We start from the raw sequence: 24,636 nt of genomic DNA, 5'->3' as shown, positions 1-24,636 counted from the left end.
AAGCAATCTTTTTGTCTCGTCGTTCATAATTAATGATCGAATGTTGCGTCATGGGCGTCTGCGGAGGCGGACTTGCTTTCCGCAAGGCCGCGCTGCGCCTCGATTTTTGCCCGGAACGAAAAAATCTGCATGATATTTTGCACAGACGCCGATACTTTTTTGTATATGAATGCGCTTTTTCCGGTCATGCCGTGCAATATCATGACTCATACAGAAAAAAGATGACACGGCTGATGCAAAATTGTTTTATACCTGATCCGTCGGCCTTCATGATCCGGAAAGTTGCGGCAGACGCATCCTTTCCGGAAAAAATTTTTCCGACGCCGTTGACAAACGGAGCGCTCTTGCATACACAGAAGGAAAGTTCACCATTCACGTTCAGGAGTCTTCCATGTCCGCAGCCGTTTTCACCATGTCCTTCGCCGGTCAGTGGTGGTGGCGTATCTTTTCTTCAGGGAGAGGATGCGGTCTTGACGTCTGAGTAATGGTGCAGATTCGGAAGCAATAAATGCCGTTCCCTCTCCGGGGAGCGGCATTTTTTTATTAACTCACACTGAGGATTATCGACATGACAACCAAGACATCGCCCATTCGAGTGCGTCAGAGCGTCCGCTGGCTCCCGGCGGACATGGACACGCCCATCAGTCTTTTCCTGGACATGGCCCGGGACAGGGACGGCATTCTTCTGGAAAGCGCGGAAGTGGACGGGCGATGGGGTCGCTACAGCGTGCTTGCCTGCGACATGGCCCTGTACCTCATTTGCCGCGAAGGAAAGCTCGAATGCCGCACGGAAGACGAACGCCTTGCGCGTCTTGCCGCCTTCAACGGCATGAACTTCGTGGAAGGGCTTCGCTCGGTCATGCGTTCGCTGGAAATTCTGCCCGATCCGCAGGCCGCGGATCTGCCGCCCATCACGCGTTCTTTGTGCGGCTATCTGGGCTACGGCATGGCGTCGCTCTTTCATCCGAAGCTCGCCCCCGTCATGAAGCCGGAAGACGCGGAATGCGTGCTCTGCCTGCCCGGAACGCTGCTGCTTTTCGATCACATGTACAATCGACTGGCGCAGGTAAGTCTCGGCGAACACAGGGATCTGGGCCGCAGCGGATCGTTTTCCCGTCAGGTTTCGACGCATCCAGACAAGTCGGATGTGCTGGCCGAACCCGGCGAGGCCGGATTCCAGGCGGCCGTGGAACGCATACGGGAAATGCTGCGCATGGGCGAAGCCATTCAGGTGGTGCCTTCGGTGCGCTTCAGCATGCCGTTCGACGGCGACCCCTTCACCCTGTACCGCCGCATGCGCAGTGAAAACGCGTCGCCGTACATGTTCTTCATGCGCCTGCCGGGCATCACGCTGTTCGGCTCTTCGCCGGAAGTCATGGTGCGCTGCGAGAACGGCAGACTGCTTTCCGCTCCCATTGCCGGAACCAGACGCCGCGGCGCGACCGTGGCCGAAGACGAAGCCCTGGCCGAGGAGCTCATCGCCGACCCCAAGGAGCGCGCCGAGCACATGATGCTCGTGGATCTCGGCCGCAACGATCTCGGCAGACTCGCGCGCCCGGGCACCGTGGAAGTGGAGAAGCTCATGATGGTGGAACGTTTTTCCCACGTCATGCATCTCACGAGCCGCGTCACCGCGGAACTTGAGGACGGTCTCGACGCCGTGGACGTGCTTGCAGCCACGTTCCCGGCGGGCACGGTGAGCGGCGCGCCCAAGATTCGCGCCATGGAAATCATTGCCGAAACCGAACCCTGTCCGCGCGGACCCTACGCAGGCTGCATCGGCTGGCTCGGTCTGGACAGAGACGGCGTAAACCTCGACACGGGCATCACCATCCGCAGCATGTGGGTGCGCGATCATCGCCTGTACTGGCAGGCCGGAGCCGGCATCGTTCACGATTCCGTGCCGGCCCTGGAATGGAAGGAGGTTTGCAACAAATCGGCCATCATGCGTCAGGCCTGTTTCACCACGGGAGAGTTCCATGTTCCTGCTCATCGATAACTACGATTCCTTTACCTACAATCTTGTTCAGGCCTTCTGCCGTCTGGGACACCGTCCCCGCGTGGTCAAGAATGACGATCCCGGTCTGGTGGCCATGGCCAACGATCCTTCGCTGCGCATGGTGTGCATTTCCCCCGGACCGGGGCATCCTTCGCAGGCCGGATACTGCCTCGACTTTCTGAAGCAGCTCAGTCCCCGCATTCCGGTGCTCGGCGTGTGCCTCGGGCATCAGATTCTCGGCCTCTATGCGGGTGCGGACGTCGTGCCCGGCCCCGTGGTCATGCACGGCAGAACTTCGGAAATCGTGCATGACGGCAAGGGGCTGTATCGCGGCATGCCCAATCCCATGGTGGTGGGCCGCTACCATTCCCTGGTGGTGCGCGTGGACGACGAGCACCCCAACGAGCTGCTTTCGGTGTCCGCCCGCGGGCCGCAGGGCGAAGTGATGTCCATGCGCTTCAAGGATCGCCCGTGGGTGGGCGTGCAGTATCATCCCGAATCCATCCTCACGCCCGACGGTCTGCGTCTTCTGGAAAACTTCCCGGGCAGCCTGCTGCCCACGGTTCACGCCGCGCCCACCATCAGTTCCATTCTGGAATCCGTGTCCCGCGGCAGGGACATGACCGACGAGGAATGCGACGTGGCCTTCGGCTCCATGCTCGACGGCACCATGACCCCCGCTCAGGCCGGAGCCCTGCTCATGGGCCTGCGCATGAAGGGCGAAAAGCCCGCCGAACTGGCCGCGGCCATCCGCATCATGCTGGCGCGCTCCGTGAAGGTGACGGGCATTCCGGCAAAGTGCATCGACATCGTGGGCACGGGCGGCGACGGCAAGCGTTCGTTCAACTGTTCCACGGCCACGTCGCTCACGCTGGCGGGCATGGGCTACCGCATGCTCAAGCACGGCAACCGCGCCGTGTCTTCCACCTCCGGCGCAGCCGACGCTCTGGAAGGACTCGGTCTGCCGCTGGAAAAGGATCCCGAAGCCATCGTGGAGATGCTGAAGGAACGCAATTTCGCCTTCCAGTTTGCGCCGTACTTCCACCCGGCCTTCGCCAACGTGGGGCCGGTGCGCAAGCAGCTCGGCATGCGCACCATGTTCAACATGCTGGGCCCCATGCTTAATCCGGCCTGCCCCGACTATCTCATGATGGGCGTGGGCGATCCTAATCAGGTGGATCTCATTGCGGCCACGCTGCAGAAGCGTCCCTTCCACAAGGTGGCGGTGTTCAACGGCGCGGGCGGCTACGACGAACTGACCACCATGGGCAAAACGCGCGTCATTCTCATTACCGACGGCAAGATGGATGAAATGATGTTTGATCCTGCGCTCTACGGCTTCGAGCCCTGCGAGCCCGAGGACGTGGAAGTGAAGAACAAGGAAGAAGCCGCGGCGGTGCTGAAGGAACTTCTGGCCGGACGCGGCCCCCGGGCCATGCGCGACATGATGACGGTGAACGCGGCGTTTGCCATCTACATGCTGGAAGACGACAAGAGCATGGAAGAGTGCGTGGAGCTGGCCCGCAAGGGCGTGGCCGAAGGCGCGGGCATGAGGGTGCTGGCATGACTGGACTTGAGCGTTTTGTGGAGGCCAAGCGGGCGGAGATAGCCGGGCTTGAGCGCCTCGGGGAGGACAATCTGCATCCGTGGAAGGGCGGCAGGCCTTCGTTTCGCGGTGCGCTTGAAAACGGAGGGGCCGGGCCTCTTTCCGTGGTGGCGGAGTACAAGCGGGCCTCTCCCTCGCGCGGCGTGATCTGCGAAACGCTGGAGCCCGAAGACGTGGCCCTGCAGTACGCAAAGGCCGGGGCGGGCGCGATTTCCGTGCTCACCGAAGAGCGGTATTTTCACGGCTCGCTGTCGTACCTTTTCCGCATGGCCTCGGCCATGCAGCGGGAAGGCTTGGCGGTTCCCATGCTGCGCAAGGATTTTATTTTTCATCCGCTGCAGGTGGCGGCGGCGCTTTCCACGCCGGCGTCGGCGCTGCTGCTCATCGTTCGCCTCACGCCGGACGCCGGTCTTCTTCGCGAGCTGCGCGAGCAGGCCGAGGCGGGCGGCATGGAGACGGTGGTCGAGGTGTTCGACGCGCGCGACGTGGCGCTGGCACGCGAGAGCGGGGCGAACATCATTCAGGTGAACGCGCGCGATCTTGCTTCACTTGCGGTGGACAGAAGGGCCTGTCTCGCGCTGGCAGCGGCGTGCCCTCCTCAGGAGGGAGAACTCTGGATTGCGGCAAGCGGCATGAGCTGCCGTTCCGACCTGGAAGAGGCCGCGAAGGCCGGATTCCGGGCCGCGCTCGTGGGCTCCGCGCTCATGGAACACGGTCGTCCGGGGGAGGCGCTGCGCGCTCTTCTTGGCGGGGAGGCGGCGCATGCGGATTAAAATCTGCGGCATGAGCGAGCAGCGTCTCATCGACGAGGCGGCCGCGCTCGGCGTGGAGTTCTGCGGCTTCGTGTTTTACGAGCCGAGCCCGCGCAACGTGTCGCCGAGGCTGGTTGCGTCTCTGGACACGCACGGCATGAAGCGCGTGGGCGTGTTCGTTCGTCAGAGCGCGGAGGAAACAGAGCGCATCGCAAGCGAAGCCGGGCTGGATTTCGTACAGCTGCACGGCGGCCAGAGCGCGGCGTTTGCCGGGCGCTTTCCGGCAGAAAGGGTGATCCGCGTGCTCTGGCCGGGGAAATATTCGTCCGTGCAGGCGCTTCAGCAGGACATCGACGCCTTTGCCGACACCTGCGGCATGTACCTGCTCGACGCGGGCATGGGCAGCGGCCGGGAGCTCGACTGGCAGAGTCTTGCCGATCTTTCGTTTCCGCATCCGTGGTTTCTTTCCGGCGGACTCGGGCCGGACAACGTGGCAAGAGCGCTTTCGGCCTGTTCTCCGGACGGGCTCGACTTCAACTCCAAACTGGAATCCTCCCCGGGCAGAAAGAGCGGGGAACTCATGGAAAAGGCCGTGGCGGCGGTTCGCGCATGCGCAAGTGGCGCGTCGGACTGCGGCAGAGGCGCGGCAGACAGCAGAAAAGGTGACAGGCTATGAAAAAAGGATACTTCGGCGATTTCGGCGGGCGTTTCGTGCCCGAGCTGCTCATGCCGCCCCTCATGGAACTTGAGGAGGCCATGAAGGACATTCTGCCTTCCGAAGCGTTTCGGAACGGGCTTGACGATCTGTTGAAGAACTACGCCGGGCGCGAGACTCCGCTCACCTTCTGCCCCGGGCTTTCGGCAAAGCTGGGCTTTGAGGTGTGGCTCAAGCGCGAGGATCTGCTGCACACCGGCGCGCACAAGATCAACAACACGCTGGGACAGGCGCTTCTGGCCAGGCACATGGGCAAGACCTCGCTCATTGCGGAAACCGGCGCCGGTCAGCACGGCGTGGCCACGGCGGCCGCGGCGGCGCGCCTCGGCATGAAGTGCACGGTGTACATGGGCGCGGAAGACGCGGAGCGGCAGTCCGCCAACGTGCGGCGCATGCGTCTGCTCGGCGCGGACGTGGTGGCCGTGGAGAGCGGCTCCCGCACGCTCAAGGACGCCATCAACGCGGCGCTCCGGGCCTGGATTTCCCTTCAGGAAACCACGCATTACTGCTTCGGCACGGCGGCCGGGCCGTATCCGTTCCCGGATCTCGTGCGGGAATTTCAGAGCGTCATCGGCCGCGAGGCCCGCGCGCAGATGCTGGAGCGCACGGGCAGCCTTCCCGACTACGTGGTGGCGGCCGTGGGCGGCGGTTCCAACGCCATCGGCATGTTCACGGCCTTCGTGCCCGACGAGTCGGTGAAGATCATCGGCGTGGAGGCGGGCGGCACGGGCGAGCCCGGCTGCATGCATTCTGCGGCCATCAATCTCGGACGCCCCGGCGTGCTGCACGGCGAGTACACCATGCTGCTTCAGGACGACGACGGGCAGATTCTGCCTTCCGGCTCCATTTCCGCGGGACTGGACTACCCCGGCGTGGGCCCGGAACACGCCCATCTTGCGGCCGTGGGACGCGTGAAGTACGGCGTGGCCTACGATCACGAAGCGCTTTCGGCCTTCCAGGAGCTCTGCCGCGTGGAAGGCATTCTGCCCGCGCTGGAATCCTCCCATGCGCTGGCCTACGTTCTGGCGCACGCCGGGGAATTTGCTCCCGGCAGCCGCGTGCTGGTGAACCTTTCCGGCCGCGGCGACAAGGACATGGACATTGTGGAAAAGGCGCTGAACCTCTGATTTTCGGCGGCACGGCCGCGAAGGAACAATAGTATGCATCTGCTGGAAAAAAAGTTACGCGACGCTTCGGCCGAAGGACGCACGGCGCTCATTCCCTTTGTGACGGCGGGATATCCCTCGCCGGACGCCTTCTGGAACGTCATTGAAGAGCTGGACGAAAGCGGCGCGGACGTCATTGAAATCGGCGTTCCGTTTTCCGATCCCGTGGCCGACGGTCCCGTGGTGGAGGCGGCGTCCGTGGAGGCGCTGAAAAACGGCGTCACGCTGCGCCGTATCATGGAAGGGCTGCGCGAGCGCAAGGGCAGGTTCAAGGCCGGGCTGGTGCTCATGGGCTACATGAATCCGTTTTTGCAGTACGGTCTCGACAAGCTGGCGACGGAGGCGCAGGACGTGGGAGTTCACGGTCTCATCGTGCCCGATCTTCCCTACGACGAGGCGGGCGACATGCGCGCGGCGCTTTCGGCGCACGGACTGGCTCTCATTCCTCTGGTGGGGCCGAACACCTCCGAGGAGCGCATGAAGCTTTACGCCGACGTGTCGGAAGGCTACGTGTACGTGGTGTCCGTCATGGGCACCACGGGCGAGCGCGCGAGCCTGCCGCCGGAAGTGCCGGAGGTGCTCTCCCGCGTGCGCAGGGTGTTTTCTCTTCCGGTGGCGCTCGGCTTCGGCCTGCGCGTTCCGGAACAGCTCGACGCGCTGCCGAAGGACATCCGGCCGGACGCAGCAGTGTTCGGCAGTTCGCTCCTCAGGCACATTGCGGCGGGCAAGGCCCCTGCGGACTTCATCAAAACGTGGAAGTCCGCCCGGTAGGGCTTTCCTGCGTTCAGGAATGCGCCCGCCTTCGCCGCAAGGGGCGGACGGTCTGAAAAGAGAAGCGTTCTGCGCCCGGCGCTCCGTGATGTCCTGCCTTTTCGGAGGACAGGCGGATTGCCGGGCGTTTTTTGAGGCATGGGCAGGATTTTCGCGCGGATGCCTGCCGGACAACGAAGAGATGAGCCCGCCTACGCGGGCGCGGAGCAGCATGATCGTAAGCGTTAGCCGGAGAACGGACATTCCGGCCTTTTACGCGGACTGGTTTTTCCGCAGACTGGAGGAAGGATTCGCGCTGGTGCGCAATCCCGTGAATCCGAGCCGGGTGAGCCGGGTGAACCTGTCGCCCGATGCGACGGACGGCTTCGTGTTCTGGACAAAGAATCCCTCGCCCATGCTGAACCGGCTCTCGCGCCTCCGGGACTACGCGTATTATTTTCAGGTGACGCTCAACGCCTACGGCCGGGACGCGGAATCCGGCGTGCCTTCCAAGCGGGACGTGATCATTCCGGCGTTTCGGCGTCTTTCCGAGCTGGCGGGGCGGGAGCGGGTGATCTGGCGCTATGATCCCGTGTTCTTCAGCTCCGCGTACACGATGGAACATCACGTCCGCTACTTCGAGAGGCTGGCCGCGCTGCTTGCGCCGTGGACGGAAAAGTGCGTCGTCAGCTTTCTGGACGTCTATCGGAACACGCGGCGGAACATGGCGTCGCTTGGTCTGCGGGACGCGTCGATGGAGGAGCGGCGGGCGCTTGCGTCGGCCTTGGCCGAGATTGCCCGGTCGCACGATCTCACGCTGGAGGCCTGTGCGGAAGACATGGATTTGGGCGAATTTTGCATAGGACGCGCCCGCTGCGTAGATGCCGATCTGCTCGGCAGGCTGCGCGGGGTGACGCTGAAGGCAAAGAAGGACCCTAATCAGCGCCCGGCCTGCGGCTGCGCGGAGAGCGTGGACATCGGCGCCTACGACACCTGTCTGCACGGCTGCCGCTACTGCTACGCCTGCGCCGGACGATCGGGCGCGCCCGCGGGGGCGGGCAGGCACGAAGCCTGCTCGCCGTTTCTCGTGGGGCACAGCGAACCCGGGGACGTGGTTGTGGAAAGAGCGGGGACAGCCTGCGGGGACAGGCAGCTTTTTTTGTGACGCGCGGCGGAAGCTTTGGCCTGCTAGGGCTGCGGACGCGCCGTCGTGGCCAGAACGGCGTTCAGCCTCGCGTCGAGATCCTTTCCGGCCATGGCGCGCACGGCGGAGAGGAAATGCTCCAGAGGCAGCCCCGGACCCGCGGGCGTCGGCGCGAAGGAGCCGGGAAGCACGAGCGTTTCCTGCCGGAGCGCCGCGCTGTTCATGACGTTCTCGTCGGTGCTCAGCAGCGCCGCCGGCGTCTGACACTGGAAGGTCGCCTGCACGAGCCGCCCCTGAGGCGTGTCCCAGAGCCGGAACACCAGCATGGAGCCGGGAGGCGTGCTGTCTCTGGGGAAGGGCGTGTTGTTCCAGTGCAGGCCGAGCAGGCCCGCCACGTTGACGATGTTGGTGTCGTGCCCGGAAAAGATGACCAGCTTTGCCCTGTTGACTTCGCCCAGCGGCGAGGTTCCGGCCAGCGCTTCCGCCATGAAGAGCAGCAGCGGCAGGCCTTCCTGCCGGGCGATGGCGGGAAAGCGCTGAAGGGCGTTCTGCACGCGGGTATGCACGGGCAGAAGGTGCAGGGCCGTGGAAGGATTCACCATGATTTCGCCGTCTGCGGGAGCGACGGGGGCGGGCGTCCAGCGCGGACGGGCGGGAAGCGTCACCACGCCCGGCTTGTCGCTGCGGGGCGCAAGAATGATCTGCCTCGCCTTCTGCTCCACGGGCGTGCCGGGCCCGGCAGGCTGCGTCACGGGCGTCGCGGCGGGAATCATCTGGGAGCGCACCGGCCATTCCAGACTTTCAAGCAGCAGAATTTCCGCCGTGGTGGAAGCCAGCGCCAGACCGCCGCGCAGGGAAACGCCTTCGCGGGAGCCCGGCTTGGGGTATTGCAGCAGCGTGGGCATGTCGCTCAGCGTGCAGAAAGGCTGCCCCGGCTCGCACAGCTGCAAAGAAGCCGGGCCGAGCAGCGCGGAGAGTTCCGCCACGCGCCTGTCCATGTCGACGCGAACGTCGGCGAGGTCTTCTTCCAGTTCCGATTTTTCTTCGCTGGTGAGGGCGGGTGAGGCCATGAGACCGCCTCGCACGGGATGAAACACGGGATCGTGCCCGCTGCGGCTTGAGAGCGTCTTCATGCCGCAGCCCGGAGCCAGCCCTTCCAGCATGGCCGCGGCCGTGGCCAGGGTGCGCTGTTCGTTGTCGGCATAGATCAGCACGCTGCCTGCGGGCGGACATTCCGAGGCCGGAAGCAGCCCGTCGAAGGCCAGGGATTCGCGCAGCCCGGTCCATTCTCCCTCGATGAGCTCCGCTCCGCGTTCCGTGAGATTGCCCGGAGCCGTGTTCCATGCGGGCCAGCCGCGGGAACTCCATGACTCCAGCGTGGAGGGCGACTGCGTGGGCGAACGCACGCCGTGGCGGCTCAGCGCCACCACCTTGAGCAGTCTGGGCGAATCCTGAGCAAGGGCGTCCGGAAGAGGCGAACAGAAAAGAACACCCGCCAGAGCGGCAGTGACAATAAAAACGCGGCGCATGATCGGCTCCTTTTCCTGTTTTGGAAAAAGTATGGCATGCGCCGTGACGGCGGGCAAGGATTTTTAGTTTTTAGAGTGTGTTAGAGTAATGCTGACGCGCCTTGCCGCACTGCTTGAGGCCCGTTGCCGGGCATGCTGCCGGGCCGGGCGGGAATCTTTGCCGCGCGGGCGAAGAACACAACCATGTTGCAGCGGAGGCTCTGGCGTCGGTGTGAAGCGCTGCCCGGACGGTCGGCGCGAAACGGAAAGTCGAGCGCTCCGCGCGAAACGCCGTGTTCGGCCACTGGGGGGAGGCGCCGAAGCGCGCTGTTTGAAGAGCAGTGTCCGGCGACCTCTTTGAAGCTCAGGGGGAGGGACGGCCCGATGCAAAGCGCCGAGACGGCGCTCTGCGCTCATTGCGTCTGCGCCGGAAAGGCATCCGCCTGACGACCCTGGTTCAAAGATCCTTTGCCGCGCGGACGGCCCGTTTTCCGTTTACGGGCGAATTACAGTCCGCGGGAAGGGTCGCGGCGTTCCTCCACCTCGGGGAAGAAGTCCGGATCGTCCTTGTGCTCCTTGGACACGTAAAAGGAACAGAAGCACGCGCCGTACTCGGCAATGTCGGCGTCCCGGTACACGCAGGGGCAGATGATGTCGCTGTCCTGCTGCTTGTCGGCGCAGGCCAGACGGCAGGGGCAGCACATGTAGCCGTAGCGCTCCTTGTTGGCCAGCAGACTTTCCGCCGTGCCAAGACAGTGATCGTGATCGGCGTGAAGATAGTATCCCTTGGATTCAGCTCCCTTCGCCAGATGTTCAAGCAGTTGTTCCGGAGTCATGAATCAGTGCCTCCTGCATGAGCTGTTTGCGGAATCCCACAATCACCTTGCCGCCCGGCACGAGAATGGTGGGAAAAGTTCCGCGGGGATTGTAGGTACGCACTTTTTCCATGAGATCGGAACGCTGCGAGCCTGCATATTCGTCAAGATAGATGACGATGTAATCGACATTATTGGCGTCAAGAAACTTTCTCGTGTTCTTGCAGTGCTGACATGTAGTGAGGGCGTACATGATGGGCTTTTCGGAAATGGGATTCATTCCGAGCTGGTAGAGCTCCTGATCGCCCTTGAGTTCCTCCTCTTTCGGATTGTCGGAGTCCGGTTCGGAGGTCTTTTTCCTGCGCAGAACAAGAACCGCAATGAGAACGATGACGACAACGGCGGCGGCTATGAGGGCGACGGTAGAGTTCATGGGATGGTCTCCTTACAGAGGATGCTTCGCCTGAAGGCGAATGAAAAAAGTATGCTCTTTTTGTGAAAAAAAGCCAGAGGCAACGGCTTTCGTTCCGCAAAAAAAGCGAAAGCCGATATTTTCGTCAGTGTTTTCCGCGGGTTTTGTCGGGGCGGCGTTCCTGATCCCGGGCCGGTGGTCTACTCTCGTTTCTCCGGGGGCGATCGTTGTCCCGGCGGCGGGGAGAGGGACGGCGCGTCTCGTTGTCGCGCTCTTCGGAGAAGGCGCGGCCGCGCTCGGCCGGAAATCGGCGGCCGGAGTATTCGCGTCCGCGTTCAGGCGCAGGGCGGCGATGGTCGCGCCGCTCGTTCGAGAATCGTCCCGGTTCGCGCTCGCTTCTGCCGGAACGATGGGGCGGCTCCAGAGAAAGGATGATTGCCCGAGACTTCATGTCCTTTTCGCGCGTGGGCCAGGCTTCGCAGAGCGCGCCGGGCGGCAGGTGCGACGAGGCGGGTATGAGGGCGAGACCGAGGGGCGAACAGGCGTAGCGGGCGCGTCCGGGATAGCCGGGAACCACGAAGGCGTCGGAAACGATGCGGGCGGACAAGGGGCGTCCTTTGGGCTGCGGCTGTTCGTCGGAAAAGTGTTCCATGTCCTCTTCGCGGAGCTTGCGCAGCAGAAGGAAGGACAGACTGATGGAATCCTTGTCGAGTCCGGCGCGGGCGGAAAGTTCGCGCAGCGCGGCGGGCGCGTGTTCGGCGGGCGCGTTCACATGGCACCAGGCCGTGGTTCTCCTGTTCAGCATGGGGCAGCGACCCGCATGGGGGCAGGGCGCGAGAGGCTCGAACAGGGGCGGCAGACCGAAGTCGTCCATGTCGTCGTCCCAGTCGTCATCGACGTCCTCGCGGCGGCCTGCCTGCTCCTCGCGCAGGGCAAAGGCCGTGAGATCGCCGTATTCCGGCTCTTCATCCACGCCGCCGAGCGCGCTCTTGCGCAGGTGCGACACGAGGCGTCCGCCCTGACGAGTGCCGGGCTCCACGGAAAGAATGAGGCCGTCTTCGCAGAGAATCTCGGCCGCGCTTTCCAAGAGTTCGCGCATTCTGTCGCCTATCTGATGGCCGGGTCTGGCGCGACGTTCCTCCATTTCGTTGAGCACGTTGCCCATGCACGCCATCCAAAGGGAGCCGGGCTTCGCGTAGAGGCGGCGCGGAGCCTGCGTGACCGACGAGCGCATGGTGCGGATGATCCAGGGGCTTTCCGGATCCAGCGCGGCGCGCATGCCCTCAAAGATGTTCCGGCCCAGTTCCAGAATGTGCGGCGTGGTGTCGCTGGCCACCAGCGTGACGGGGCGGGCGCGCAGATCGGGGCGCGAGAGCCACAGCGCGAGCGGAAGCGTGAGCGGGCCGCTGCCCATGTCGAGGATGAGCGGTTCGTCGGGAATGCGGCCGAAATCGAGTCCGGGCAGCAGCGCGGAGAGGCGCACGAGGTTCCAGGGCAGAAAATAGCGCAGATAGGCCGAGGTCAGGCGGGGGGAAGTCCAGTAGGGGCGGCTCAGACCGTCGCGTTCCGTGGTGAGCAGCGCGGAAAGATCGCGGCAGGCCATGGCGAGGTCGCGTTTCTGGGAACCGTTCATGGGCATGACGCGGTCGAGAACGAGGAACAGCTGTTCCAGCCCGCGCCGGGCGAAGCTGTCGGGAGCGGAAAAGAGAGGTGTGATCATGGAAAATCCTGTGCGGAAAAAGGCTGCCGGGACGTTGCTGAGAGGGTGGCGTAATCCGGGGGGAAATGCAAGGCGAAAATGAACGAAAAAAGGCGGGACCCGCGCGTTGCGGATCCCGCCCTGCGGACGGAAGGTTGGAGCGCCTAGCCGGGATAGCGGCCGGTGCGGGCCATTTCCTGCAGGTTGGCGATGCGCTCTTCCATGGGAGGATGCGTGCTGAACATGCGGCGCATGGCGTCTCCCGAGAGCGGCGACACGATGAACATGTTTTCCGTGGCCGGATTGGCCTGCATGGCAATGTGCCTGCTGTAGGCGTCGAGATTGTTCAGGGCTCCGGCGAGGGCCAGCGGATCGCCGCAGTATTCGGCGCCCGCGGCGTCGGCCATGTATTCGCGGCGGCGGGAAATGGCCATCTGAATGAGGGTGGCGGCCAGCGGGCCGAGAATCATCATGGCGATGGCGGCCAGCGGATTGCTGTTGCCTTCCTCGTCGCGCGAACCGCCGAAGATCATGGAGAACTGCAGCATGTTGGCGATGGCCGTGATGGCGGAACCAAGCACGCCGGCCACGGTCTGAATGAGGATGTCGCGGTGGGCGATGTGGGCCATTTCATGGGCGAGCACGCCGCGGAGCTGTTCCGGCGGCAGCAGGCGCATGATGCCGTCCGTCACGGCGATGACGCCGTGTTCCGGATCGCGACCCGTGGCAAAGGCGTTGGGGGCCTCCTGCGGAACGATGAACAGCCGGGGCTTGGGCACGCCCGCGCGTCCGGCGAGCTCTTCCACTATCTGATGCACCATGGGCGCGTCTTCCGGGGAAAGTTCCTGCGCCCGGTACATGGAAAGCACGATTTTGTCGGAGAACCAGAAGCTTCCGATGTTCATGATGACGGCGAGCACGAGGGCGATGACGATGCCCTGTCTGCCGCCGAGGGCGCTGCCCATGACGATGAGCACGGCGGAAAGGCCGGCCATGAGCAGTAAGGTCTTGAGTTGGCTGGTCATAGTTTCTCCTGATGTTGTGGTCGCAAGGCCATGGGGAAAGGATAACCATGCTTCGACGCCCTGCCAAGGGCGGAATGCTTGCAAATTGTTGCAGCGGGACCCGTCTCTCCGGGCTCCGGGACTGCCGCAATGGCGATCCGGGGAAGGCGCGCTCCGGCCCGGGCGCAGAAATCCGCCGCGGCAGGGCATGGCGCGGTCGCGGGGCGCGTCTGCGGAAGATTCTTAGTCGACGTCGAAAGGCATGGCGGTCACCTTGCCCCGGCAGAAGACCAGGCTTTCCTTCCAGCCTTCGGCCGCGGCGCAGCGGGCCAGCTCGTCGAAGTTCCAGGCCACCTGTTCGGTGGCGTGGCTGTCCGACGCGAAGGTGACGGGCAGGCCGAGCTCACGGGCGAGTCGGCGGATCTTCGGGCCGGGGTAGATTTCCTGACAGGGCTTGCGCAGACCGGCGGAGGAAATTTCCATGGCCATGCCCGCGTCGCGCACGGCCGTGAGCGCGTCGCCCACAAGATCCATGCTTGCGGGAATCTCCAGCCAGCGGCGGAAGTCCTCCACGGAGAATATCTTGATGAGGTCGGGATGCGCGACGATGTTGAAGAGCCTTGTTTCGGCCATGGTCTTCATGGTGCGGTAGTACTTCTCGTAAAGGGCGCAGCGCTCTTCGAAGGAGAGCGGCTCCCAGTCGGAGGCGGCGGAGTCGAAGCCCCAGTGATCGAGAAAATGAATGCCGCCGATGAGGTAGTCGTAGTGATGTTCCGAGGTCATGGCGCGCAGGTAGGGCACTTCGTTTTCCAGCCAGTCCACCTCAAGGCCGAGCAGCACGGTGACGCCTCTGGGGGCCTGTTCTTCCTTCAGGGCCGACACTTCGGCCAGATAGTCGTTGAAGGTGGCGGCGAGATGATCGCGGTATTCCGAGGGATAGTCGTATCCCGCGGGCCGCGGAGAATGTTCGGAAAAACCCTGCACGACAAGGCCTCTGGCCTGTCCGGCGTCGAACATCTGCCGGACGCTGTCGCGCGCGTGGGAATGATTGGTGTGGGTGTGAAGATCGACTCGTATCATGGCGTTTTCCTGACGAAACAAAGGTTGAACGGGGGAGAGCATAGCCCATGTGCCTGCCGCCCGCAACGAGAACCGGCGGGGAAATTCGGAAAAGTCCGGCAAAAGCGGCGAGTTGGAGCGGGCAGCGGGCCGGGGGCGGGGCAAAAGCAGTCGTGCGTCTTTTTTTTGCCGCGCCGTAGCGGAACGCCGGACGTGCAGGCGGGGCGGCAGACAGCCACGGTGCGCGGGGTTGAGGGGGAAGAAGCGCTCGGGCCTTGGCGGGGAGGCAGAACTGGCGCGGACGCCCGGTACCCTCCGGTATGCGCGCAGCCGGGCGGTCGATGCGTCTTTTTCGCCCCCGCTTTTCAGCGGAAACGGTCGACCGAAAGGGAACGCCGTTTCCCATCGGGACTCTTGCGCAAACAGCCGCTTGAGGATATGGTAAACAGGCATTGTTCGCCCGCAGGGCATTCCTCAGCACAGGAGAGCGTCATGGACTTCCTTTTCTTCTTCGTCGGCATCATTGCGGTGATCTGCGCCCTTACCTATATCAAGAAAACGTCTCCCAACAGACATCATTGATTGGTGAAAAACGGCGGAAGAGGCCTCGCCTGTTCCGCTTTCTTTCCGCGTTCCGGCAGAACGGCGGTTCCGCCGTCTTGTGTGACGTCCGCGCTCAAGAGCGTCGGGCGTTTTTCTTTTCGTTTTTCGGCGCGTCGTGAGCGCGTCCGGGCCCACGGAAGCATCCATGCTGCACATTGTTCTGTATCATCCTGAAATTCCGCCGAACACCGGCAACATCGCCAGACTGTGCGCAGGCACGGGCACGCGTCTTCATCTCATAGAGCCGCTCGGCTTCTCCATCGACGACAGACATCTGCGCCGCGCAGGGCTCGATTACTGGCCCCATGTGGATGTGACCGCGTGGCCTTCGCTGGAAGCCTATCTTCGCGCCGACGGCGCAGGCCGCAGACTGGTGGCCACGAGCGCCAGACGCGGCGCAGGCGTGCATCGCTTCGCGTTTTCCGACAGGGACAGTCTGCTTTTCGGGCCGGAATCCTCCGGACTTCCCGCCGAAGTGCAGGCCGCGGCGCAGGAACACGTGCGCATTCCCATCCGAAACTGCATCCGCAGCCTCAACCTGTCCACCTCGGCGGGCATTGTGCTCTACATGGCGCTCGCCTCGCTCGGCGGTCTCGATAACTGGCCCGCGCAGTGAAAGCGTATCGCCGCGGCTACTTCTGCGGCTGCGGCGGCAGGCACACGGCCTTCATCTGACGCAGATATTCCTCGTTTCTGGCCAGGTAGAAGGACAGCGGGGCGGCAAAGTTGCGGCCCACCAGACCGTCCACCAGAAGCTGACTCACTTCCTTTTCCAGCATGAGAATCTGCTGCATGCGCAGCAGCACCTGCCGTTCGCTGTCGGAAAAGCGCCGCAGCATGATGTCGAGCGCATAGTTGGCCCGGGGCTGATAGAACCAGAAGTACATGAGATCGAGGGCGTTGATGATCATGTCGAGCCACAGCTGCGGATCGACGGCCTTCACGATGCGGGGCAGCGTTTCGGGGCGTCCGAGCAGGGCCATGACGTTCTTCTCGGGGAAGAGTTCCTCAAGCCTGCCGTAGAGCGCGAGCGATTCGTGCAGACGGCTGCGGTAGTCGGCCATGCGCCGGCGGATGTTGCGGCCTCTGTCCACAATGCCGTCCACCACGCCGATGACCGTGTCCGACGCGAGCTTGACCACGAACACCGCGGCGGCCGCCAGCGTTTCCGGACTGCCGCCGGCAAGGGTGATCATGAGCATGAGCGCCGCGTGGAAGAGCAGCGCAAGAGGAAGCGAGAGCAGAATGCAGAAGATGTCCGAAAGAATGCTCTTGCTTGAAAAGCCCCGCAGCAGATGGGTGGCCACCTTGTACGCGCCGCAGCCTCCCATGAGTATGGAATAGGTGAGCAGGGGAGCGTTCACGGCGTTGACGCCCATGCCCTGTTCGAGAATGCGGCAGCGGAGTATGGGTTCGAGCAGCACCACGGAAAGCCCGTTGTACATGAGGGACACGTACAGACTCGACCAGCTCACGTAGCTTTTCCAGTGCAGCACGGAGGAGCGGTGCAGTCCGCCGCTGCCGAGCACGGCCTGCAGAATGTTGCGCAGCCCGGAAATGAGGAACCAGAGCGGCGCGCCGATCCAGGCGAGCAGGCCCGTCTGCGTGAACAGGAAGGACAAAAACGCGGGAATGAAGCCCACCACCATGCAGAGCGCGTTGGAGAAGCCGGTGTTGAGGTAGTGGCTTTTTTCCAGCAGACTTTCGCTGCGGGGCTTGGCGGGCATGAAGCCGTTGGTCATGTTCGCGTCCGTGCCGCCGAGAGTGATGATGTTGCCCCGCGTGGAGCTCACGTCGGCGGTGGCGATGGAGCAGTCGCCGTGATTGCAGACCACGGTGTTTTCCGAAACGGGCGTCCATTCGGTGTGGCTGTCCTGCCGGAAATGGCGGAAGCCCGGAATGCGCCGCAGCAGGCATTCCAGACGGGAGGATTCTTCGCCCGGGGCGTCGGAACTGTAGGTGACCTGTTCGAGCAGCTCGGTGCGCAGCGGCAGCAGAAGATGCGCGGAGCGGCGCGGATCGTTCAGCTCTCTGCGGGCGCGCAGGGGCAGGGTTTCGGGATAGGCGAGGCCCATGCCGTAGCGGTGGCCGGGGCGGCTCGTGGAATCGGTGCCCATGGTGGCGCGCAGCTTGGCTGTCTGATAGTAGCCGCAGAGCACGGGAATGTTCTGAAGAATGATGCGCAGCTTGCGCACGCGGGGAGACTTGGGCGCGTCGGCGGAGTGCAGGGTGGCGCTGCCGCGCGGGGTGCTGAATCCTTCCTGTTCGGAAACCTCGGGCAGGGCTCCGGCGTCCCGGAGCATGCCGATGATGATCTGCTTGAGCCGCGGCACGCTGCCTTCGTTGATGGCGCGCTGCAGCTCGTTGATGGACTGCAGATGTTCCAGATCGCCGTTCTGCCAGTCCTTGAGATTGAAGAGCTCCAGATGCGTGATGCGGCCCTGGCAGTCCCAGAGCAGATTGAGCACGTCTTCGGCGGAGAGCCGCGCCAGATTCAGGGTGATGCGGCAGCCGCTCTTGAGATCGCACAGCCGCGTGAGCAGGTGCAGCGGCGTCTGATTGAGCAGCTCCGGACAGTCGGCGGACTCGCAGGCGTTCTGGAGCGCGGAAGTTTCGGGAAAGAGTTCGGGATCGTTCAGTCTGGCAATCACGGTTTCGGTGGTGAACTTGTCCAGAGTGTCGAGTTCGTGCATGAAGCCGAGGCTCTCTTCCGCGGAAACGTCGGGAGAGGCGAGTAGGGAGCGAATGTGCCGGGCGCGCTTCTCCAGTACAGGAAATAGCTTTTTATGAATGAATTCGGCAAGGTGCAGCAGCGATGCCTGACCGTGTCCCACAAAGAGCATGAATTCGTGGGCATCCAGCGCTTCGGGCGTTTCGTGGAGCATGGGCTCAAGGCGGAAGCGTTCGATGCGGTTCCAGTATTCGAGCAGGCGCAGGATGCGCTTTTCCAGCCAGCGTGTGGCGGCGCGGCCTTCGTTCATGAGCGTGGACATGGCCGGAGTGGAAAGAAAGGCGATGAAGTCTTCGTCGTTGGTGAAGCCGCGCGGTATCCAGATGAGATCGACCAGCCGTCCGAGGTAGGGCGCGTGGAAGAGCAGGCCTATGCGCACGGTGATGCCCATGATGCGCGCGGCGCGTATGAGTTCGCTTGCGGCCTCGGGGGAAACGTAGTTGTAGTAGATGACGGTAAGGGAGCGTATGCCCTTGAGCCAGGCGTCCATGATGAGGTGCGTGGCGTTCTTGCGGCCCTTGGTGTTGGCGTCGTGAACATGGTTGTCGAACACGGCCTGGTTCCAGTCCTCGGGCATTTCCAGCATGAAGTAGCGGTGCAGGAGCCGGCGCACCACGACGTGACGGCCGCTGGCCGCCTGACGAAAGTCATGGGCAAGACGGAGCTGGGTTTCAAAATCGCCGTGGGAGCGCACGAGCTCCTTCATGAGCTGCACGAGCACACGGCCCGTGTTGATGCGCAGAGACGTGCGCGCCATGACGAGCACTTCGTCGCGCAGGGCGGCAAGCGCTTCGATTCTGTCGTCGGCCCGGCCCTGGGAGAGGGTGTCGAGCAGCCGCAGCACCGAGGAGGCCATGCGCAGCTCCACGGGCACGGCGAGTTCCATGATGCCGGAAGGACTGAGCTGCGGCATGAGGCTGGGCAGGCCTTTCTGGCTTTTCGTCACGGTGCGGTTGATCATGGCAAGAAGCTGATAGTCCTGGGGATCGAAGCGGAGAGAGCGATGTGTCATGACGGTACCTGCGGCATAAAAAAATGGGTTTCCATAGTAGTACGACGGGCGTCGGGGCGCAAGCCGCAGGTCGGAGCGTCCGGCAAAAAGGCGGGAAAAATTGCAGTGCTTCGCTGTGAAACATGAGAGTTTTACAGAAGAAATCGGGGCGTTATACAGACCTGCTTGACAGATTTTTTTCCGGATGAGATATTAGGCCCCCTATGAGACGTGTACGGAAGACGACAGACGCTTTGAAGCGTGTCGCGCTTCCGTCGTTTTCCTCCGTTCCCGAGGTCCTCTGAAGAATGGACTTTCGGCTTGCCTTGCGCATCGGAGCCGCGCCCCGTTCCGGGAGTGATCGCGGCGGACAGAGGAAAAAAGGGCGATTTCCGCTCCACGCAGCCAGGATCGCAGACGGATCGGCCGCGTGACTTCATCTCAACCCGGAGTCTGCATGACATCATCTTCCTACCGAAGTCTGATGGCAGTGTGCGGAGCGTGGCTTTTGTGCCTGTTCCTCGCCTTGCCGTCGGCTTATGGCCAGGATGCCTCTTTCCAGTCGGGCGTGGCCTCGTGGTACGGCCCCTGGCATCATGGAAAGTCAACCGCTACGGGTGAAGCCTTCGACATGTTCGCCATGACGGCGGCGCATCGCACGCTTCCCCTCGGCACACTGGTCAAAGTGGAACACAAGGCCACCGGCAAAAGCGTCATCGTGCGCATCAACGACCGCGGGCCTTATTCCAAAAACAGAATTATCGACTTGTCGTTTGCGGCCGCCGACAGTCTCGGCCTTTCCGAGACGGGCGTTTCCCGAGTGACCCTCCAGATCGTCGGCGACAGCGAGGGTCATCCGCTGCTGAGTTCTCAGGCCTTTTTCGTCAAACTGGCGGAAACGCAGGTGTCTTCCGACGCCGTGGCCCAGCAGCTGCGCCGCCTTATCCGCCTGGGCCTGTACGACGCGGCCTCCCTGCTGCATACGCGCGACGGCCTGATGGCCATCGGCCCGTACGCAAGCTTCCAGGAATCGCAGGATGCGCTGGTGCGCGTGGCCACCACCCACCCCGGAGCCAGCATCATGCTTGCGGAGAAAAACTCCATGTCCCCGGCCGTTCAGGCCGTGGCCGAAAGGTAGCTTCGCCCCCGGAAAAGGCGAACCGACCTCGCGGCGCGTGAGAAACGCCGCCACACGATGCGCTTGCCCCCGAGCTTCAGGCCCGGGGGCTTTTTTATGCCCTGCGGCCCGGGGCCTGCCTCGCGGCGGCTTTTTGTGCGGCGGAGCGCGGCTTGTTCTCTGCGCGGCTCTCTCAAAAAAGCGGAGTCGCGGCACTCTTGCGCGCGTTTTTGCCAGGACTCGACAGTGTTTTCGTGCCGCATGTCGTGCCGAAGAGCAAGGATTTTTTTGCCTTCAGCCGGGCGGCTTCTGACCGGCGGACAGGCTATCATGGACGGTATTAAATAGTAATGATAATCTTTACTATTTACAAAAATTGTCGACCGTGTCATGTTCTCCTCAAAGGCGTCATGAGAATTTTCTCACACGGCACCTCATGGTGCGCAACCAAGGAGCAAGCTTATGGCTGATGAGAACGACTATCTGACTACCAGTACCGGTGCGCCTGTGGCCGACAACAATCATGCGCTGACTGCCGGCCCCCGCGGTCCCATGCTGATGCAGGACGTCTGGTTTCAGGAAAAACTGGCTCACTTCGACCGGGAGGTCATTCCGGAGCGGCGCATGCACGCCAAGGGCTCCGGGGCCTACGGAACCTTTACGGTGACGCACGACGTCACGAAGTACACGAAGGCCTCGCTTTTTGCCGAGGTGGGCAAGAAAACGGAAGTGTTCGCGCGTTTTTCCACGGTGGCGGGCGAGCGCGGCGCGGCGGACGCGGAGCGCGACATCCGAGGCTTTGCCGTGAAGTTCTACACGGATCAGGGCAACTGGGACATGGTGGGCAACAACACGCCGGTGTTTTTCCTGCGCGATCCGCTCAAGTTCCCGGATCTCAATCACGTGGTCAAGCGCAATCCGCGCACCAACATGCACAGCGCCGCGGACAACTGGGATTTCTGGACGCTGCTTCCCGAAGCTCTGCATCAGATCACCGTGGTCATGAGCGATCGCGGCATTCCGGCGTCGTACCGGCACATGCACGGTTTCGGCAGCCATACCTACAGCCTCATCAATGCGGAAAACAAGCGCTTCTGGGTCAAGTTCCACTTCAAGACGCAGCAGGGCATCAAGAACCTTACGGACGCCGAGGCCGAAGCGCTCATCGGTAGGGACAGGGACAGCCATCAGCGCGATCTGTACGAGCACATTGAAAAGGGCGATTTCCCCCGCTGGACGCTGTATTTCCAGGTCATGCCGGAAGAAGACGCGGAAAAGCTGCCCTATCATCCGTTCGATCTGACGAAGGTCTGGTACCACAAAGACTATCCGCTCATCGAAGTGGGCGTGCTGGAGCTGAACCGCAACCCTGAAAACTATTTTGCCGAGGTGGAACAGGCGGCCTTCAATCCCGCGAATCTGGTGCCCGGCATCGGCGTTTCGCCGGACAAGATGCTTCAGGGGCGGCTGTTCTCCTACGGCGACGCGCAGCGCTACCGTCTGGGCGTCAATCACAACATGATTCCGGTGAACAGGCCCCGCTGCCCGTATCACAGCTTCCACCGCGACGGCGCCATGCGCGTGGACGGCAATTACGGCAGTTACACGAGCTACGAGCCCAACAGCGCGGGGGCCTGGCGCGAGCAGCCGGAATTTGCGGAACCGCCGCTCAGGATCAGCGGCGACGCGGCCCGCTGGGACTATCCCTGCGACGACGCCGATTATTTCGAGCAGCCCGGCAAACTGTTCCGTCTGATGTCGCCGGAACAGCAGGAAGCGCTTTTCGGCAACACGGCAAGGTCTCTGGGCGACGCGCCCAGGGAAATCAAGCTGCGTCACATCCGCCACTGCTTCAAGGCTGATCCGGCGTACGGCATCGGCGTGGCCCGGGCCTGCGGCATTCCGGAAAGCGAAATCTAGTGAGTGAATATTCCGGCGGTTCCATCCTCCCGGGAAACATCGGAAATAAGGAAAGGCAGGCGCGCCGAACGGCATGCCTGCCTTTGTGTTTTTTCGGCGCAAGGCATTTTTGCAGTCTGCGCGCTTGCAGAAGCAAGACGGTGAGTTGGGGGCGTCCGGGCAGGCGCAGGGGGGAGCGTCCGCCTGTGTCGCGGGGCGCGGCGTCTAAAACGCCTCGTGTCGAAGCGTTCGGCGCGGCGTTGCGAGGGAAGCCGCGCGTCTTCCTCTCCGCGCGCTCAGTCGCTCGGGGGGATGCGCAGGCGGACAGGGAGCCAAAGCGTCAGAAAAGTTCCCGCGCCAGCGCTTCGGCCGCGCGATGCGCGCTGCCGGGCCTGCCGCAGCGTTCGCGGAGCTCTTCCAGGTCGCGCACGATGCTCTCCAGCTTTTCGAGGTGTTCGAGCCAGTCTGCCACGCGTCGCGCCATGGGTTCGGGGTCGGCGTCCTTTTCGATGTGCTCGGGAAACACGGTGCGGTTCATGATGAGGTTGGTCAGGCTGATCCACTTCACCTTGATGACGCGCAGGGCAATCTGATACGAGAGCGGGGACACCTTGTAGGCCACCAGCGTGGGCACGCCCGCAAGGCCCGTTTCCAGCGTGGCCGTGCCCGATGCCGCAAGAATGCACTGAAACGAGCGCATGAGGCGGTAGCGGTCTGCGCCGTCGTGCATCACGAGGGGCGCGTTGCAGTGCCAGAGCGAGCGCAGATGCTCTTCGGAAAAGTTCGAGGAGCGTATGCAGTGAAATTCCAGATCGGGAAACTTCTTCGTTAGCAGCGCGGCCGCGCCCGCAAAGGCCGGCATGAGGGAATCCACTTCCTTGCGGCGGCTGCCGGGCATGAGCCCTATGCGGTGCGGAACGGGGGAGACGTCCTTGATGGACGCGTAATCCACAAGATCCACCAGCGGATTGCCCACATAGGTCACGTCCATGCCGTGGGCGCGGTAGAAATCCACCTCAAAGGGCAGGATGGAGAAAATGCGGCGCACGTGTTCCTTCAGGAATTTCACGCGGCCCGTGCGCCAGGCCCACACCTTGGGCGGAATGAAATAATAGACGGGAATGTTCAGGGCACGGGCTATCTTCGCCACGCGGAAGTTAAATTCCGGCGCGTCGATGAGCAGCACGGCGTCCGGCCGGATGCGTTCCATTTCCCGGCGGATGCGGCGCAGAAGTCCGAAGATGCGCGGCAGACTGGTCAGCACTTCCACAATGCCCATGACGGAAAGCTCTTCCACGCGCAGCAGATTTTCCTGACCGGCGCGGGCCAGATTGTCGCCGCCCATGCCCACGACGCGCAGCGCGTCCTTCGGCGTGATTTCGCGCAGAGCGGCAAGCAGCGCGCCGCCCTGAAGGTCGCCGGAAATTTCACCGGCATTGATCCACAGTGTCTTCATGGGAAACCTCGTGATCTGTCCCGGCGAAGCGCTTCAGGGCAGGGTAGAAGGCGTTGATGAGCGCTCCGGCCGCCAGCGTGAACGCGAGGCGGAAGCCGAGCAGGCCCCACAGGCTGCCGCCCACGAGGGTGAGCAGCAGCGTGTCTTCGATGAGGGAGTGGGAAAGCCCGAGCAGGGAGATGGCGCAGAGCGCGTCCTGACGGGAAAGCGTGCCCTGCTGGGCGTTCTTGATGAGTATGCCGCTGCCGTAGAGCAGACCCATGGTGAAGCCGATGACCACGATGGACACGGCCTTGGGGGAAACGCCGAGCAGGCGCAGCGCCGGGCCGAGCAGACGCCCCATCCAGTCGGAAATGTGGAACACGTCGAGAAAGCGCTGCAGCAGCATGACGGCGCAGATGATGACGTACATTTCAGCCAGCGTTTTTACTTGCTGAATCAGCCAGTCGCTCCAGGAAGTGGTGGCCCCGGCGGAAAGCAGAATGGCGGCCGGCTGCTGAAGCAGGCCGAAGCCGTCGAGAACAAGATGCAGCAGAAAGGCGGCGAGAATGCCCGAGCCGAGGCGCAGGAAAAACTGAAACGGCATGGACACGCCGCATTGTCCGGCGATGCGTACTTCGAGAATGAGGCTGTGCGCAATGAGCACCAGCACGCCGAATACCGTTGTCTGGGCGACGGTGAGGTCGGGAAGCTGCGGCGCAAGGGAAATGAGCACCATGAGGCCGGAATACATGCTCACCAGAATACAGGAGATCCAGGCGAGACTGAGCTCCGCGGGCAGGCCGACGAGATCCATGACCGGACGCATGGGCAGCGAGATCCAGGGAATGAGACCGCTTTCTTCCAGAATCTTCACGAGCACGACGATGGGAATGAGAAAGCGGAAAATGCCGAGGGCGACTCTGTGACCGTCGCGCCAGCAGTCCGACAGGTGTTTCAGAAGAGCGTTCATGATGCCATCCGTGCGTGAGGGCGGGCCGGAAAAGAGGGCGGAGCGCCGTGGGGAGAAGGGGGCGTTTTGTTCGGAACGAGCCGGGAGCCGGCGGGAAGCGGGCGTATTTGCGGACGCCTGCGGAAAGGCTTGCGTTCCTGCACCGGAGAAAGAAGGTTGCCCGCCGGGGAAAGGGCGCTGCGGCGCGGCAAAGGGCGGGGGGAGGGAAAGAGTTTTTTGCGGAGCACATCCGCGATCCGGGCGGGGCGTTTGCATCGT

Annotated in this window: 19 protein-coding genes; 10 read left to right on the top strand and 9 right to left on the bottom strand. The window is 63.0% G+C overall.

Annotated elements, in window-relative coordinates; translation table 11 throughout:
- Window positions 1–568: 568 nt before the first annotated feature.
- From ABGT79_RS04105 to ABGT79_RS04075, 7 genes are all read left to right on the top strand, one after another.
- The gene (locus ABGT79_RS04105) at window positions 569–1,999 is read left to right on the top strand and encodes an anthranilate synthase component I family protein (protein ID WP_346665130.1); all 1,431 of its coding nucleotides are present in this window, start codon (window positions 569–571) and stop codon (window positions 1,997–1,999) included.
- On the top strand, window positions 1,980–3,566 hold the full coding sequence (gene trpD, locus ABGT79_RS04100; RefSeq protein WP_346665129.1) for an anthranilate phosphoribosyltransferase: 1,587 nt from the start codon (window positions 1,980–1,982) through the stop codon (window positions 3,564–3,566). Before ABGT79_RS04105 ends, trpD begins: the two co-directional genes overlap by 20 nt.
- Window positions 3,563–4,378, top strand: coding sequence for an indole-3-glycerol-phosphate synthase (locus ABGT79_RS04095; RefSeq protein ID WP_346665128.1), 816 nt, complete (start codon window positions 3,563–3,565; stop codon window positions 4,376–4,378). The genes trpD and ABGT79_RS04095 overlap by 4 nt, the downstream gene beginning before the upstream one ends.
- Window positions 4,368–5,033, top strand: a complete 666-nt coding sequence (locus tag ABGT79_RS04090; RefSeq protein ID WP_346665127.1) for a phosphoribosylanthranilate isomerase — start codon at window positions 4,368–4,370, stop codon at window positions 5,031–5,033. Before ABGT79_RS04095 ends, ABGT79_RS04090 begins: the two co-directional genes overlap by 11 nt.
- Window positions 5,030–6,199, top strand: coding sequence for a tryptophan synthase subunit beta (gene trpB, locus ABGT79_RS04085; protein ID WP_346665126.1), 1,170 nt, complete (start codon window positions 5,030–5,032; stop codon window positions 6,197–6,199). The genes ABGT79_RS04090 and trpB overlap by 4 nt, the downstream gene beginning before the upstream one ends.
- Before the next feature lie 33 nt (window positions 6,200–6,232).
- Window positions 6,233–7,009: a tryptophan synthase subunit alpha gene (trpA, locus tag ABGT79_RS04080; RefSeq protein ID WP_346665125.1), complete on the top strand. Its 777-nt coding sequence runs from the start codon at window positions 6,233–6,235 to the stop codon at window positions 7,007–7,009.
- Between the two features lie 211 nt (window positions 7,010–7,220).
- Entirely contained in the window at window positions 7,221–8,153 is a 933-nt protein-coding gene (locus tag ABGT79_RS04075) for a DUF1848 domain-containing protein (RefSeq protein WP_346665124.1), read from the top strand.
- Between the two features lie 23 nt (window positions 8,154–8,176).
- Here ABGT79_RS04075 and ABGT79_RS04070 read toward each other — a convergent pair whose 3' ends face one another.
- The 6 genes from ABGT79_RS04070 to ABGT79_RS04045 form a co-directional block, all read right to left on the bottom strand.
- On the bottom strand, window positions 8,177–9,661 hold the full coding sequence (locus ABGT79_RS04070; protein ID WP_346665123.1) for a histidine-type phosphatase: 1,485 nt from the start codon (window positions 9,659–9,661) through the stop codon (window positions 8,177–8,179).
- A gap of 485 nt (window positions 9,662–10,146) precedes the next feature.
- Window positions 10,147–10,476: a ferredoxin-thioredoxin reductase catalytic domain-containing protein gene (locus ABGT79_RS04065; RefSeq protein WP_294485422.1), complete on the bottom strand. Its 330-nt coding sequence runs from the start codon at window positions 10,474–10,476 to the stop codon at window positions 10,147–10,149.
- Window positions 10,454–10,888, bottom strand: coding sequence for a glutaredoxin family protein (locus ABGT79_RS04060; RefSeq protein ID WP_346665122.1), 435 nt, complete (start codon window positions 10,886–10,888; stop codon window positions 10,454–10,456). Before ABGT79_RS04060 ends, ABGT79_RS04065 begins: the two co-directional genes overlap by 23 nt.
- Before the next feature lie 124 nt (window positions 10,889–11,012).
- On the bottom strand, window positions 11,013–12,587 hold the full coding sequence (locus tag ABGT79_RS04055) for a hypothetical protein (protein WP_346665121.1): 1,575 nt from the start codon (window positions 12,585–12,587) through the stop codon (window positions 11,013–11,015).
- A 143-nt stretch (window positions 12,588–12,730) separates the two neighbouring features.
- Window positions 12,731–13,591, bottom strand: coding sequence for a zinc metalloprotease HtpX (locus ABGT79_RS04050; protein ID WP_346665120.1), 861 nt, complete (start codon window positions 13,589–13,591; stop codon window positions 12,731–12,733).
- A gap of 222 nt (window positions 13,592–13,813) precedes the next feature.
- On the bottom strand, window positions 13,814–14,650 hold the full coding sequence (locus ABGT79_RS04045) for a histidinol-phosphatase (protein ID WP_346665119.1): 837 nt from the start codon (window positions 14,648–14,650) through the stop codon (window positions 13,814–13,816).
- 730 nt (window positions 14,651–15,380) lie between these two features.
- Here ABGT79_RS04045 and ABGT79_RS04040 point away from each other — a divergent pair.
- Window positions 15,381–15,848, top strand: a complete 468-nt coding sequence (locus ABGT79_RS04040; RefSeq protein ID WP_346666649.1) for a tRNA (cytidine(34)-2'-O)-methyltransferase — start codon at window positions 15,381–15,383, stop codon at window positions 15,846–15,848.
- Between the two features lie 16 nt (window positions 15,849–15,864).
- Here ABGT79_RS04040 and ABGT79_RS04035 read toward each other — a convergent pair whose 3' ends face one another.
- Window positions 15,865–18,975 carry a hypothetical protein gene (locus ABGT79_RS04035; protein WP_346665118.1) on the bottom strand — a complete coding sequence of 1,037 codons (3,111 nt, stop codon included), beginning with the start codon at window positions 18,973–18,975 and terminating at the stop codon, window positions 15,865–15,867.
- A 436-nt stretch (window positions 18,976–19,411) separates the two neighbouring features.
- Here ABGT79_RS04035 and ABGT79_RS04030 point away from each other — a divergent pair, with 436 nt between their 5' ends.
- A complete protein-coding gene (locus ABGT79_RS04030) occupies window positions 19,412–20,092 on the top strand; it encodes a septal ring lytic transglycosylase RlpA family protein (RefSeq protein ID WP_294485410.1) in 681 nt (226 codons plus the stop codon).
- A gap of 441 nt (window positions 20,093–20,533) precedes the next feature.
- Window positions 20,534–21,991, top strand: a complete 1,458-nt coding sequence (locus ABGT79_RS04025) for a catalase (RefSeq protein ID WP_346665117.1) — start codon at window positions 20,534–20,536, stop codon at window positions 21,989–21,991.
- Between the two features lie 319 nt (window positions 21,992–22,310).
- Here the strand turns inward: ABGT79_RS04025 and lpxB are convergent, their stop codons facing one another.
- Window positions 22,311–23,426 carry a lipid-A-disaccharide synthase gene (lpxB, locus tag ABGT79_RS04020; protein ID WP_346665116.1) on the bottom strand — a complete coding sequence of 372 codons (1,116 nt, stop codon included), beginning with the start codon at window positions 23,424–23,426 and terminating at the stop codon, window positions 22,311–22,313.
- Window positions 23,398–24,378 carry a nucleoside recognition domain-containing protein gene (locus tag ABGT79_RS04015; protein ID WP_346665115.1) on the bottom strand — a complete coding sequence of 327 codons (981 nt, stop codon included), beginning with the start codon at window positions 24,376–24,378 and terminating at the stop codon, window positions 23,398–23,400. The genes lpxB and ABGT79_RS04015 overlap by 29 nt, the downstream gene beginning before the upstream one ends.
- Window positions 24,379–24,636 lie beyond the last annotated feature (258 nt).

It is taken from the genome of uncultured Mailhella sp., from assembly GCF_963931295.1.
Classification (GTDB): domain Bacteria; phylum Desulfobacterota; class Desulfovibrionia; order Desulfovibrionales; family Desulfovibrionaceae; genus Mailhella.
Note: the sequence above shows the minus strand (reverse complement) of the source record. Positions and strands in the feature narration are given on the sequence as shown.